Source organism: Leifsonia sp. NPDC058292 (assembly GCF_042880955.1).
Classification (GTDB): domain Bacteria; phylum Actinomycetota; class Actinomycetes; order Actinomycetales; family Microbacteriaceae; genus Leifsonia.
This window is the reverse complement of record NZ_JBHVYL010000046.1, coordinates 1-13,173: the sequence shown is the minus strand read 5'-3', so window position 1 is coordinate 13,173 and position 13,173 is coordinate 1. Positions and strand designations below refer to the sequence as shown.

Genomic DNA, 13,173 nt, shown 5'->3' with positions numbered 1-13,173 from the left:
CCGGGAACAGCAGCACTACACGCACCCCAGAGCCGACCCGCGACGAACGTGCCACTTCGCCACGAATGTGGCCGCTCCGGTCGAACGTGGCCGGCACAGCGGGCACATCCGACCGGAACGGACACACTCGCGAACACGAGCCACACTCATCCCGGGAACAGCAGCACTACACGCACCCCAGAGCCGACCCGCGACGAACGTGCCACTTCGCCACGAATGTGGCCGCTCCGGTCGAACGTGGCCGGCGCAGCGGACACATCCGACCGGAACAGGCACACTCGCGAGCACGAGCCACACTCATCCCGGGAACAGCAGCACTACACGCACCCCAGAGCCGACCCGCGACGAACGTGCCACTTCGCCACGAATGTGGCCACTCTGGTCGAACGTGGCCGGCACAGCGGACACATCCGACCGGAACAGGCACATTCGGCTGGGAGCGGCACACTCGCGGGGAGCGGCGCGCGCGGCGGGCGCGGCGTGCCGGCCGCGGCGCGAGCGAGCAGCGCTAGGCGGCGGTGGCGATCAGGATGCGGGGGCTGCCGGGCAGCGCCACGGTGCCCTGGGGCGCCCATCCGGCGGCCTCGAGCCAGTCGCGCACGACGGACTCCGGGTACACGACCGTTCCGTCGATGTTGTAGTACTCGCCCGCGTGCATGGCGTCGATCGCGCGCTGTTCGGGGTCGTCGTCGAGGAAGAAGTCGAGCACGATCAGCGTCGCGCCCGGCGCGGCGGCGGCCCGAGCGTGCTCGAAGATTCCGCGGTTCTGGGCGTCGCCGAAGCGGTGGATGACGTGGTTCACCATGATGAGGTCGTGCTCCCCGCCCGGCTCAGCGGATGCGGTCTCGGCGCCCTCGACGGTGGCGCGGCCCGCGAATCCCGCCGCCTCCACCGCGGCCTGCACCGACGGCACCGACTGGGGGTCGAAGACGAACCGGGTGGTCAGAACGGGGTTCGCCGTCATCGCGTTGATGGCGAAGGCGGCGCTCAGACCTCCCAGGTCGAGAACGCTGCGGAACCGCGTGAAGTCGAAATTGCGCACGAGCATCGCCGCGTGCAGCTCGTTGTAGGTCATCACTCCGTCGAGAAACGCGCCCCAGCCGGCCTCATCGAGGTCGAGCGTTCCGGCGTCGTTGGTGTCGACGGTTTGGTCGTACCCGAGCCACTGGGGGTAGCTCGTGGCGTTGAGGAACGCGAGGAACGGCCCGAGGTCGAGTTCGGCGCGGTCGCCGGTCAAATAGGCTGCCGCATCCGGGGTCAGTGCGTAGCGGCCGTCGTTCCGGGTGAGCAGACCCTGGGCGGCCATGCTGTCGGCGAGCACGCGCACCTGCTGCTCCGACACACCGGTCGCGTTGGCGAGGTCGGCGACTCCGAGCGGGCCGTCGGAGAGAGCCGAGAACAGGCCGATGCGGCTTGCGGCGAACAACTGCTTCGCGCCCATGAAGCCGATGGCGATGTCGACGATGGCTTCCGGCGTTGCGGGACGGGTCGAGGTCACTTCACACGCTCTTTCTGTCGTGGCACCGCACCGGGCTTCCGGACGGCGATGTCGGGGAGGAACAGGACCACCCTAGCTTATTTTCTACTACCATAGAAAAACAATCGTCGAAGGAGACACCGATGCCAGACCCATCCCCCCTTTTCGTCCGCACGTCCGAGGCCGCGGCGCCCACCGGCGTCCCTGTCGTGCTGCTGCACGGCTTCGCATCCTCCGGCACCGACGACTTCGAGACCACCGGATGGGCGCAGACCTTCGCCGACGCCGGCCGCACGACGCACATCGTCGACCTGCCCGGCCACGGCGACTCGGGGCCGGTGACGGAAGCGGGCGCGACGACGTCAGCCGTGGTCGCGCAGCTCGTCGACGCAATCGACGCCCTGACCGACGGGCCGGTGGATGTGGTGGCATACTCCCTCGGAGCCCGGCTCGCGTGGGAGCTCCCGAACGCATCCAGCGCCCGGCGGCCCGAGAGCACCCGACCGATCGTGCGCCGGCTGGTGCTCGGCGGACTGAGCCCGTTCGAACCGTTCGCCACGGTGGACACGGATGCCCTGAGCGCGGTCGTCGCCGGACGCGACAGGGGCGATCGCGCCGCACCGCGGCCAGCCGACCCGATGCTCGGCATGATGGCGGCCATGGTCTCGGCGCCCGGCCGCGACACGGAGTCGCTGATCGCGCTCATCCGCGGCCTGGGTTCCGAACCGTTCACGCCGTCGGCGGGCGCGCCGGCCGAGACGCCCATTCTGTTCGTGGCGGGGAGCGACGACGTCATGACCACCGGGATCGAAGACCTCGTCGCCCTGACGCAGAACGGCACGCTGGCACGCGTTCCGGGCGATCACCGCGGCGCGCTCGACTCCCCCGAGTTCCGCGCGGCGGCGCTCGCGTTCCTGAGTTGAGGACCCCGCGGCCGTCGCGTCACACGGGAAGGCTCAGTGTGCCATCCGGGTTGACGTCACGGTCGAGCCAGAGGTCGGCCACCGCCGAGCGGAGGGCCTCGGGCCCGACCCGGTCGAGGAGGGCGAGCGCGCCGAGGTTGTCTTCCAGCTGCTCCACCCGGCTGACCCCGAAGAGCACGTTGGCCGTGGCCGGGTTGCTCAGCACATAGGCGAGCCCGAGCTGGGTCGGCGTCGCGGCGAACGAGGATGCGATCCTCTCGACGTCGGGGAAGGCCGCCACGATCCGCTCGCGGATGCCACCGATGTCGGCGCCGATCTTGCGCGCCGGCGCCAGCTTGCCCGCGAGGATGCCGCCCTCGAACACATCGGAGGCTTGCAGGGCGAGCCGCCCCGACCGGAAGAGGTCGCCGTAGTGCTCGCCCTCCGCCATCGTGCGCCGCACGAGACCGTACTTGAGCTGGGCGAACGTCGGCGGGGTCAGACCTTCCGCGACGGCGTAGTCGATGGCGAGCGTCACATCCGCGATCGCCCAGTTGTTCACGCCCCAGGCGTCGAAGCGCCCGGCGTCGATCTCCGCGGCCACGTCGCGCACGATCCGGCGCACATCCACGTCTCCGAAGTAGTCGCCGACCACGACGACGTCAGCCTTCTCGACGCCGATGCGCGAAAGCGAGACGTCCAGCTGCTGCGCGAAACCCGACTGCGGATACTCCCAGAGCCAGAGTTTGCCGCAGAGCAGGTAGTCGTCTCGCGAGAGCCCCGATGCGCGCACCGCCTCGCCGAAGATCAGGTCGGTGCGGGCGTTCTCGGCGTGCGGGCCCATGTTGTAGTGCGCAACGTCGAAGAACGCGGCGCCGACCTCGGCCGCACGACGGATGAGCGTGACGGCGTCGTCGAACTCCATCCTGTCCCAGGTGTTCCACGAGCCGAGGGAGAAGACGGGAACGGCAGGGCCGCCGGGCCCGAGCGTGCGGGTGGGAACGGGTGCGGCGAATGTCATGGTGGTCCTCCTGAAGCGTCATCGCTTTTTTCTACGGTCGTATAATATAACCATGCCCGGCGTCATGACGGTGTGACGCGGCAAGCCGAAGGAGCTCACCCAGTGACCGACACCCGCACAGTCCTCATCACCGGCGGAGGCGGCGGCATCGGCCGCGGCATCGCCGAAGCATTTCTCGACAACGGCGACCGCGTCGTGCTCGCCGACATCGACGCGGACGCCCTCGGCCGCACGGCGTCGGAGATCGGCGCCTCCGCCATCGCGCTCGACATCACCGACCCCGAGGCGGTCGCCGCCGCGGTGGAGGAGATCGTCGGCGACCACGGACGCATCGACGTGCTCGTGAACAACGCGGGCATCCTCTCGCTGCACGGACGCCTCACCGAACTCGCCGTGGCGGACTACGAGGCGATCGTGCGCGTCAACATCCTCGGAACGTTCACCGTCACGCAGGCCGTCGCCCGCAGCATGGTCACCACCGGAACGCGCGGCACCATCGTGAACATCTCCTCCATCGGCGGACGCCAGCCGACCCCAGGGATGGGCGCCTACGAGTCGAGCAAGGCGGCCGTCGACTCGCTGACCCGCTGGGCGGCGATCGAGCTCGCCGAGGCCGGCATCCGGGTCAACGCGGTCGCGCCGGGCCCCGTTCTCACGCCGATGCTGGCCCTCGGGATGCCGGAAGGATCGCCGGCGCGCGCCGCCTGGACCTCCCGCATCCCGCTCGGCCGCCTGGCCGCCGTGGACGACATCGCCCCCGCCGTGCTCTTCCTCGCCGGCGACGGTGCCGCCCACATCACGGGCACGAGCATCCCCGTCGACGGCGGCCAGCTGCTCGCCTGACGCGCTCCGCCGTGCCTGGCGCTCCGACGCGCCGCCAGCACATCGAGGGGTCCCGACACGCCGTTACATGCACCCATGTAACGGCGCGTCGGGACCCCTCGGTGGTGGTGATGCCGGCGCTACGCCGTGTACACGGGCGTGCGCTCGTAGACGATCTCGCCGTCGACGACGGTGAGATCGACGGCGACGGCGGGCAGTTCGGACGGGGCGAGACTCAGCGGGTCCGCTTCGAGCACGCACAGGTCGGCGACCTTGCGCGGCTCGAGCGAGCCTTTCCACGGGTCGGCGCCGTCTTGTCGCGCGGGAGCGGTGGTGTAGCCGTGCAGCAGGGAGAGCATCCGGTCGCGCTCGGTTGCGGGATGCGGGGCGCCCAGCCACGCGTCGGCGTCGGCGATCCCCTGCCGCCAGTCGGGGGCGAGGATGGGCGCGTCCGAACTGAGCGACACGGACACGCCGGCGGCGGCCGCGGCCCCGAGCGGCCACGCCTCGGCGGCGGTCGACTCCCCCAGCACCGAGCCGAGCCACGCGGCCGTCTTCACCGCGATGCCGGGCTGCACGTTCCAGCCCATGCCGAGTCTCGCCATCCGTGCGAGGGAGGCGGCATCGAGCAGGTCGCCGTGGATCACGTAGTGCCGCAGCTCCATCCTGCTTTCGGCCATGGCCTCCTCGACGGCGTCGATTGTCGTCTCGATCGTGCGGTCCCCGGTCGCGTGCACGCCCACCTGGTAGCCCAGACGGTTCGCTTCGAGGATCATGCGGCGCAGGTTGTCGGCGCGCTCGGCGCGGTCGAGCCCGGCGACGAGAAGATCGCCCGAGCTGCCGTCGGGATAGGAGTGCCTGGTCCACGCCTGCTGCATGGGCGGGATGCCGTCGGCGAAGATCTTCACCCCCGCCACCCGCAGCCAGGTCGGCCTGGTCGTCTCGCGGTCGAGAGCGCGGATGCCGGTGGTGAACCCGTGCAGCGTGCTCGGACCGTCGAGCGCGCCGAACAGGGCGAGGACATTCACCCGCGCACGGAGCGCCCGTTCGGCTTGGAGCTCGACGTAGGCGTCGAAAACCGACGTGGAGAAGCATCCGGTCGCGCCGTCGTCTTCGCCTGGGCCGAGCCCCGGTTCGGTGTAGCTGGTGATGCCGAGGGATGCGATCAGTTCGCCCGCGCGCAGGATGGCCGCCCGCCGCTCCTCCCGCGTCGACACCAGCGGCGCCGACCCCGACGTGTCGTGCGGATCGCCGCCCGCTGTGCCGCCGCCCGCCGCCGCGCCACCACCACCACCGGCACCAGCGCCGGCTCCGCCACCACCAGCGCCGCCACCCTCCTCCTCGACGCCCGCCCCCATCCCGCCGAACACCGTGTTCGGCCACATCGCGCCCAGCCAGGTCGCGTGCAGGTGTGAGTCGTTGATGCCGGGGATCACGGCACGCCCGTCGAGGTCGACGACCGTGGTGCGTCGGCCGATGGCGCGCTGCACGTCGGCGTCGGAGCCCACGCGCAGGATGCGGCCGTGCCTGACCGCGACGGCGGTTCCGCTGGTGCCGGCGTCGTCGAGGGTGAGCACCGTCCCTCCTCGGAGCACCAGGTCGGCGCTCGGATCGGGACTGTCTCGGTTGGGTCGCTGCACGTCTCCTCCTCGAGAGGCTCGCTATTTAGGTCAACGTATGTAGAATAACCCACATCGGCGTTCGGAACGACAGCGAATCGGTTCGCGAACCCCCGTCGCCGGAACGGAGCCTCAATGACGATCCCCACCTCCACCCGCGCCGCTGTGCTCACTGCCCACGGCGACGACCTGACCGTGCAGGAGCTGCCTCTCCCGGCCTCGGTGGAGCCCGGCGCCGCTCTCGTGCGCATCCACTGCACCACCCTGTGCGGCACCGACATCGAGATCTGGTCGGGCAAGATGACTTTTCCCGGGATGCTCCCGATGGTGCTCGGCCACGAGATGGTGGGCGAGATCGTCGCGGTCGGCGCCGGAACGAGGGATGCGCTCGGTCGCGACCTCGCCGTCGGTGACCGCATCGGCTGGTCGGAGTCGACCTGCGGCGAGTGCTTCGGCTGCACGGTCCTCCGCGAGCCGGTGGCCTGCTCACGGCGCGGGTACGGCTTCCTTCAGCGCTCCGACGTGCCCCCGTATGCGACCGCCGGTCTCGCCGACTTCGCCTATGTCACGCCCGGCGCGGCGAAGCTCCTGCTTCCGGCCGAGGTGAAGGACACGTGGGCATCGATGGCGGGATGCGCGGCCAAGACGGTGCTCCGGGCGTTCCAGCGGGCCGGCGGCGTGCGTCCCGGCTCCCGGGTGGTCGTGCAGGGCTCCGGTGCGCTCGGCATCTTCGCGACGGCCGTCGCGCATCTCTCCGGCGCGGGCACGGTCGTCACCGTCGGCGCACCGGCCGAGCGTCTCGCCGCCGCACGACGCTTCGGCGCCGACGAGGTGGTCGACATCGCACGTGGCTCGGAGGCCACCGTGCAGCGCGTGCTCGAACTCACCGACGGTCAGGGCGCCGACCTCGTTCTCGATCTCGCCGGGGCGCCGAGCGTCGGCCCCGAGGCGATCGCGATGGCCGGGCAGCGGGGAACGTTCGTCGTCGTCGGCAGCACCGGACCCACCGGCGACCCTGTCTCCCTCAGCACCATCATGGGCAAAGAGCTGACGATCGTCGGCTCCCTGAACGGCGACATCGGCGACTACTACCGGGCGATCGAGTTCTTCCGCGCGTTCGCCGACAGGCTCCCCTGGGATGAGCTCTTCAGCGAGCCGGTCGGGCTCACCCAAGCCTCCGCCAAGGTCGCGATGATGAGCGCGCTCGGCGAGATCAAAGCCGTCATCGACCCCCGCATCGGCTGACAACGACCCACTAGGAGGGCACGCCGCACCATGACATCCTCACTCCCGCCCATCCCGACCCGCCGAATCGGAACGTCCGGCATCGAGGCTTCCGTGCTCTCGCTCGGTTCGTGGCACACCTACGACCGGATGGACTTCGCCGACGCCGTCGAGCTGGTCGCCACCGCCGTCGAGCGGGGCGTCACACTGTTCGACGTCGGCGTCTACGGCTTCCGCGGCATGCAGCCGCCGGTCTTCACGGATGTGCTCTTCTCGGCGATCGTGCGAGCCGCTGGAATCCGCCGGGAACAGTACCTGCTATCGGAGAAGCTATGGCTCGAGGGCTTCGGTGACGACGGTTTCCGGCCTCAGCTGGAGCACGCGCTGTTCCGGGTCGGCTGCGAGTTCACCGACCTCGTGGTGCTGGGCGATCTGCGCCGCGACGACCTCGACCTGCGCGACCTCGTGCTCGACCTCGCGACGCTCGCCGACGCCGGCCTGATCCGCGCGTGGGGGGTCAACAACTGGTCGGCCGCGAACATCCAGTCACTCATCGACGTCGCGGCCGCGGAGGGCGTGCCCGGCCCGCAGCTCGCGCAGCTCAAGTACAGCGTCGCCCGCCGCTCCATCCCCGACGGCGAACCGTTCGCGCGCCTGTTCGAGCAGGGCATCACCATGCAGGCCTCGGATGTGATGGAGGGCGGCATCCTCGCGGGCAACGTCACGCCGTCTCGCGAGGTCGGTCGCGATCCGGGAGAGGTCCGGGAGCGCATCGTCGCGACAGTGCCCGGGCTCCAGTCGCTCGCGGACGAGTTCGGGTGCACTCCCGCCCAGCTCGCCGTCGCGTTCACCCTCACCCATCCGGCGAACACGACGACGCTGTTCGGCGCGACCCGACTCGAACAGCTCGAGCAGAACCTCGCGGCGGTGAGCCTGGTCGAGCGAGTCGGTTCCGCCCACCTGCGCGCCCGCGTTGAACCGTTCTGGGTCGACCGCGACGTCGTCGATCCCGCGGGGCCGTAGCCCGCATCCGCCTCACCGCCATCGCCGGCACCGAACACCGCAGCCACCAGAGAAGAGGAAGCATGACCATCGCACCCGACTCCCGCACCGTCGTTCCCGTTCCTTTCGCCGCCGAGCTCTCGCCGGTTCTGACGGCTATGGCTGCCGCCCCGCAGCAGCCGCTCACCCGCGAGTCGCTGGCGTCTTCCCGCGAGGGAGCCGCAACGCTCTTCCCGTCGCCCGCCGAGTTGATCGGCGACCTGCCCGTCGTCACCGAGGAGCGCGTCATCCCCGGGCCGGTGGGCGCCCCCGACCTGGAGATCACCGTTCTGCGGCCGCGCGACCACCGCCCCGGGGCCGGCGCCGTGCCCGCACTGTTCAACATCCACGGGGGCGGGATGATCGTCGGACACCGCAACTGGGAGACCGGCCGTCTCATCGAGCTCGTCGTCGAGCTCGGCGTCGTCGCAGTGAACGTCGAGTACCGTCTCGCTCCCGAGAATCCGTTCCCCGCGGGCGTCGAAGACTGCTACGCCGGGGTCGTCTGGCTGGCGGAGAACGCCGCCGAGCTCGGCGTCGACCCTGCCCGCATCGTGGTCATGGGAGGCAGTGCGGGCGGCGGATTCTCCGCGGCGGTCGCACTGCTCGCGCGAGACCGCAAGGGCCCCGAGCTGGCCGGCCAGCTGCTGCTGTGCCCGATGCTCGACAACACGAACACCACGGTCGCGAGCCACCAGTACGCCGGTCTCGGCACCTGGACCCGCGAAGCCAACCTCCTCGCCTGGAGCTGTGTGCTCGGCGACGACCTGGCCGCGAGTGTCGACGCCTCCCCCTACGCCGCTCCGACTCGTGCCACTGATCTCAGCGGTCTCCCTCCCGCGTTCATCGAGGTGGGCTCGGCCGAGCTGTTCCGCGATGAGGACGTCGAGTTCGCCGGCCGCATCTGGGCGACGGGCGGCGAAGCAGAGCTCCACGTCTGGTCGGGCGCCTTCCACGGCTTCGACATGTACGCGCCCGCAAGCGAACTCACGCGGGCGGCGCTGGCTTCGCGCTTCTCCTGGTTGCGGCGCGTGCTCGGCCTGTGAAGAGAAGATCATGACGACCCGCGCCACCGGCGCCCACACCCCTCCCGCGCCCGCCCCGGCACCTGTCTCGTACGATCCCGAGTTGGCGCCCGGTCTCGCCGCCTTTCTCGACCTCGTCGAACACATCCCGCTGCGCGCCGACACCATCCTCGCCAATCGACGCCATTTCGCGACGATCATCCCGCCGATCGAGGCGCAGGTCGCCGGTCGTGCCGTGGAGTGGGAGAACCGCATGATCCCGGGTCCGATCGGGGCTCCGGATGTTGAGCTCACGATCATCCGCCCGCTCGACGGCACGCGGCACGGCACGCAAGACGGCGCGCGGCACGGCGCGAGAAGCCTCGCGGCCGGCGTTCTCGGCATCCACGGCGGCGGACAGGTGCTCGGCACCCGCTTCTTCGGCACGCCCGAGCTCATCGAGCTCGCCGTCGACTACGGGATGGTCGGGGTCGCCGTCGAGTACCGGCTCTCCCCCGAACATCCCGGCACCGCCGCGGCGGAGGACTGCTACGCCGCCCTGTGCTGGCTGGCCGCCAACGCTGACGAGCTCGGCGTCGACCGCGACCGCCTCATCGTCTCGGGCGCCAGCGCCGGCGGAGGCCTCTCCGCAGCCGTCGCCCTGCTCGCCCGAGACCGTCACGGCCCGGCGCTCGCGGGCCAGCTGCTGAACTGTCCCATGATCGACGACCGCAACGACACCGTCTCGAGCCTGCAATACGACGGGATCGGCGCTTGGGACCGCAACAACAACGACACCGCCTGGACGGCCATCCTGGGCGCCGACCGGTTCACGGATGCGGTCTCCCCTTACGCCGCGCCGGCGCGCGCGGGCGACCTCTCGGCGCTTCCGCCCGCCTACATCGAGGTCGGCTCGGCGGAGGTGTTCCGCGACGAGGACATCGACTACGCCCGCCGTATCTGGGCGGCCGGCGGTGTCGCCGAGCTGCATGTCTGGTCGGGGGCCTACCACGGGTTCTCCGGGTTCTCCCCCGACGCGAACGTGTCACGCGCCGCGATCGCGGCGAGAGACAGCTGGCTGCGCCGCACTCTCGGCGTCACTCCCCGCCCGACCCCAGCGCCGTGACGACCAGGGCGGTGCCGATCGGGGCCGTGTCGCCGCCGATCATGAGCGTCCGGCGCAGCATCCTGGTGCTCGGGCTGCTGGAGGCCTTCGGTCCGCTGTCGATGGATCTGTACCTCCCGCAGCTGCCCCAGCTCGCCTCGTCACTCCACACCAGCGACGCACTCGCCCAAGCGACGATGTCGGTGTGCATGATCGGGCTGGGCGCTGGGCAACTGGTGGCCGGTCCGTTGAGCGACCGGTTCGGCCGACGACGGCCGCTCCTCATCGGCATCGCGCTTTTCACGCTGCTCTCGATCGTGTGCGTCGTCGCGCCGACCATCGAGATCCTGCTCGTGGCGCGTCTGCTGCAGGGGCTCGCCGGTTCGGCGGGCCTCGTCATCAGCCTCGCCGTCGCCCGGGACATGTTCAGCGGCGCCGAGCTCTCCCGGATGCTGTCGCTGCTCGCGCTCGTCAGCGCATCCACCCCCATCGTCGCCCCGGTGCTGGGCGGCCAGCTGGCGCGCGTCATGGACTGGCGCGGGATCTTCGCCGTGCTCGCCGGCATCGGCGCCGCTCTGTTCGTGCTTGCTCTCGCCGGGCTCAAGGAGACACTGCCGCCGGCAGCCCGGCACCCGGGCGGCGCGGGCGCCATGGCCGGTCACTTCCGCGAACTCCGCCGCGACAGTCTCTTCGTTCTCCTCGTCGTCGCCGCGGCCGCCGGCGGTGTCGCCTTCTTCAGTTATCTGTCGATGTCGAGCTTCGTGCTGCAAGACCAGTTCGGCCTGACGCCGCAGCTCTTCAGTCTGTTCTTCGCGACCAATGCGCTCGCGAGTTTGCTGGGCTCGCAGCTCAGCCGGGTGATCGTCGCCCGGCTCGGCCCGGCAAGGATGTACCTCGCCGGGCAACTCGCGACGACCGCCGCCGCACTGCTGCTGGTCGCTGCCGTGCTGCTCGGCTGGGGACTCGTCGGGATGCTCGTCGTCCTCCCCCTGTTCCTCTTCGCTTCCGGGGTGGGCGGCCCGAACGGCACCACCCTCGCGCTCGGCGCACACTCGGCCAGGGCGGGCACGGCGGCGGCGGTTCTCGGCACCGTCACGTTCACGGTCGGCCCGATCGTCGCGCCGCTGGCATCCATCGGCGGCTCCACCGCGCTCACGATGGCTGTGACGATCGGTGCGGCCGGAACCGTCGCCGGGCTCGTCGGCTGGCTGGCGGTGCGACGGATGCGTGCGCCGGTCACTCCCCCGACAGCATGAAGCGGGCCGCCTGCTCGCCGATCAGCACCGATGGCGCGTTCGTGTTCCCGGTGGTGATGCGCGGCATGATCGACGCATCCGCCACCCGCAGGCCGTCGACGCCGTGCACCCGCAGCCGCGGCGACACCACGGCGGCTTCGTCGACCCCCATCGCGCACGTACCCACCTGGTGGTGGTACGTCACGACGCTCGACCGCACGTAGTCGACGAGGTCGTCTCCGTCTCCGACCTCAGGGCCGGGGTAGATCTCGCGGGCGCCCCATTCCTCTGCCAGCGCCGGGCGCGCGCCGATCCGCCGGCACTGGCGCACCGACGCCACCAGCGAGGCGACGTCGTCGGCATGGCCGAGGGCATCCAGATCGATCAGGATGGGGTCGGAGGGGCCCGCGCCGGAGAGCGTCACGCTTCCCCGTGCCTTCGGGCTCACGATGCCGGCCATCAGGGAGAAGCCGTCGCCCGGGCCGGTCATGTCGTCCTGGTACATGGGAACGCTGAAGTTGATCGGTTGGGTGTCGGGCCGGTCGAGCGTCGGATCGCTGCGCCAGAAGAGGTGCGTCTGCGTCACGGACACGCCATCGTGCGGCGGCCCGACCGGCCGCTCCGTCGCGAAGATCACGGGCGAGAGCAGGTGGTCGTGCAGGTTCTTCCCGACACCCGGCAGATCGACGACGGGCTCGATTCCGAGCTCGCGCAACTCGTCGGCCGGCCCGATACCCGAGCGCAGCAGGATGCGCGGCGAGTCGAGCGCGCCCGCGCACAGCACGACCTCATCGGCCAGGAGCTGCTGCACCTCGCCGTTCTGCTCGAACTCCACACCGATGACGCGCGGAGCCGACCCTTCGTCCGCGCCCGGCCCGGCCGGTTCGACGAGCAGCCGGTGCACCCAGCATCCCGTGCGCACGTCGACCCTGTCGCGCACCGGTTTCAGGTAGGCGAGGTAGGTGTTCAGCCGGTGCCCGTCGCGCGCGGTGATCTGCTCCTGCGAGACACCGTCGAGGTGGTCGCCGTTGTAGTCCGGATTGCGCTCGATGCCCTCCTCGACCGCCGCATCGATGATGGCCTGCTGGATGGGGTCGAGCGCGTAGTCGTCGGTCACGTCGAGCAGGCCTTCGCCGCCGCGCAACTCGGATGCGCCACCCGAGTATCCTTCGATCGCGCGGTAGAGCGGAAGCACGTCACGCCACGACCAGCCGTCGTTGCCGGCCGCCGCCCAGTCGTCGAAGTCGGCGGGGGCGCACCGCACCCAGATCATGGCGTTCAGCGAGTGGGATCCGCCGAGCACCTTGCCGCGCGGCAGGTGCAGCCGGCGCCCCGCGGCGTGCGGCTGCGGAACGGTGTAGTAGTCCCAGTCGTCGGCGCTGTGCCACAGCTCGCCCATCCGGCTGAGGTCGTGGATCGCCGGGTTGACGTCTTCGCCGCCGGCTTCCAGCACCGTGACGGCGTGCCCGGCATCGGAGAGCCGTCTGGCGACGACCGACCCGGCCGATCCCGCTCCGATGACGATGACGCTGCGCGCGCTCGAATCCTGCATGACGGCACTCCACTCCCTCGGGGTCTTCTGAGGCTGTCACGCCTCCGCGCCCCGCGGAACGCCGCCGGCACGAGCGTTCACGCATCGTCAACGCTCGTGCCGCCCCGGACAAGGGCCCCGCCGCAGCCGTCGAGGGGTCCCGACTCGCCGCTACCTGCACCAAAGTATTGG

General features: G+C 70.7%; 11 protein-coding genes. 7 read left to right on the top strand and 4 right to left on the bottom strand.

Features of this window, described 5'->3' with window-relative positions; translation table 11 throughout:
* Positions 1-508 precede the first annotated feature (508 nt).
* Positions 509-1,498: a methyltransferase dimerization domain-containing protein gene (locus ACFVWR_RS17275; protein WP_387214981.1), complete on the bottom strand. Its 990-nt coding sequence runs from the start codon at positions 1,496-1,498 to the stop codon at positions 509-511.
* Positions 1,499-1,620: 122 nt separating this feature from the next.
* On the opposite strand from ACFVWR_RS17275, the gene ACFVWR_RS17270 reads away from it, so the two are divergent.
* The gene (locus ACFVWR_RS17270; RefSeq protein ID WP_387214978.1) at positions 1,621-2,400 is read left to right on the top strand and encodes an alpha/beta fold hydrolase; all 780 of its coding nucleotides are present in this window, start codon (positions 1,621-1,623) and stop codon (positions 2,398-2,400) included.
* Positions 2,401-2,419: 19 nt separating this feature from the next.
* On the opposite strand, the gene ACFVWR_RS17265 is transcribed toward ACFVWR_RS17270, so the two are convergent.
* Positions 2,420-3,400, bottom strand: coding sequence for an aldo/keto reductase (locus tag ACFVWR_RS17265; protein WP_387214975.1), 981 nt, complete (start codon positions 3,398-3,400; stop codon positions 2,420-2,422).
* 102 nt (positions 3,401-3,502) lie between these two features.
* Here ACFVWR_RS17265 and ACFVWR_RS17260 point away from each other — a divergent pair, with 102 nt between their 5' ends.
* Entirely contained in the window at positions 3,503-4,243 is a 741-nt protein-coding gene (locus ACFVWR_RS17260) for an SDR family NAD(P)-dependent oxidoreductase (RefSeq protein ID WP_387214972.1), read from the top strand.
* A 119-nt stretch (positions 4,244-4,362) separates the two neighbouring features.
* On the opposite strand, the gene ACFVWR_RS17255 is transcribed toward ACFVWR_RS17260, so the two are convergent.
* Positions 4,363-5,862: an amidohydrolase gene (locus ACFVWR_RS17255; RefSeq protein ID WP_387214969.1), complete on the bottom strand. Its 1,500-nt coding sequence runs from the start codon at positions 5,860-5,862 to the stop codon at positions 4,363-4,365.
* A gap of 114 nt (positions 5,863-5,976) precedes the next feature.
* Between ACFVWR_RS17255 and ACFVWR_RS17250 the strand changes: the two genes are divergently transcribed.
* The 5 genes from ACFVWR_RS17250 to ACFVWR_RS17230 all read left to right on the top strand — a co-directional run bounded on the left by ACFVWR_RS17250 (position 5,977) and on the right by ACFVWR_RS17230 (position 11,471).
* Positions 5,977-7,086: a zinc-binding dehydrogenase gene (locus tag ACFVWR_RS17250; protein ID WP_387214966.1), complete on the top strand. Its 1,110-nt coding sequence runs from the start codon at positions 5,977-5,979 to the stop codon at positions 7,084-7,086.
* A 30-nt stretch (positions 7,087-7,116) separates the two neighbouring features.
* Positions 7,117-8,088, top strand: coding sequence for an aldo/keto reductase (locus ACFVWR_RS17245; RefSeq protein ID WP_387214963.1), 972 nt, complete (start codon positions 7,117-7,119; stop codon positions 8,086-8,088).
* Between the two features lie 62 nt (positions 8,089-8,150).
* Positions 8,151-9,152: an alpha/beta hydrolase gene (locus tag ACFVWR_RS17240; protein ID WP_387214960.1), complete on the top strand. Its 1,002-nt coding sequence runs from the start codon at positions 8,151-8,153 to the stop codon at positions 9,150-9,152.
* 10 nt (positions 9,153-9,162) lie between these two features.
* A complete protein-coding gene (locus tag ACFVWR_RS17235; RefSeq protein ID WP_387214957.1) occupies positions 9,163-10,236 on the top strand; it encodes an alpha/beta hydrolase in 1,074 nt (357 codons plus the stop codon).
* The gene (locus ACFVWR_RS17230; RefSeq protein ID WP_387214954.1) at positions 10,233-11,471 is read left to right on the top strand and encodes a multidrug effflux MFS transporter; all 1,239 of its coding nucleotides are present in this window, start codon (positions 10,233-10,235) and stop codon (positions 11,469-11,471) included. Before ACFVWR_RS17235 ends, ACFVWR_RS17230 begins: the two co-directional genes overlap by 4 nt.
* Here the strand turns inward: ACFVWR_RS17230 and ACFVWR_RS17225 are convergent.
* The gene (locus ACFVWR_RS17225; protein WP_387214951.1) at positions 11,452-13,002 is read right to left on the bottom strand and encodes a GMC family oxidoreductase; all 1,551 of its coding nucleotides are present in this window, start codon (positions 13,000-13,002) and stop codon (positions 11,452-11,454) included. The genes ACFVWR_RS17230 and ACFVWR_RS17225 overlap by 20 nt on opposite strands.
* Positions 13,003-13,173: the final 171 nt, after the last annotated feature.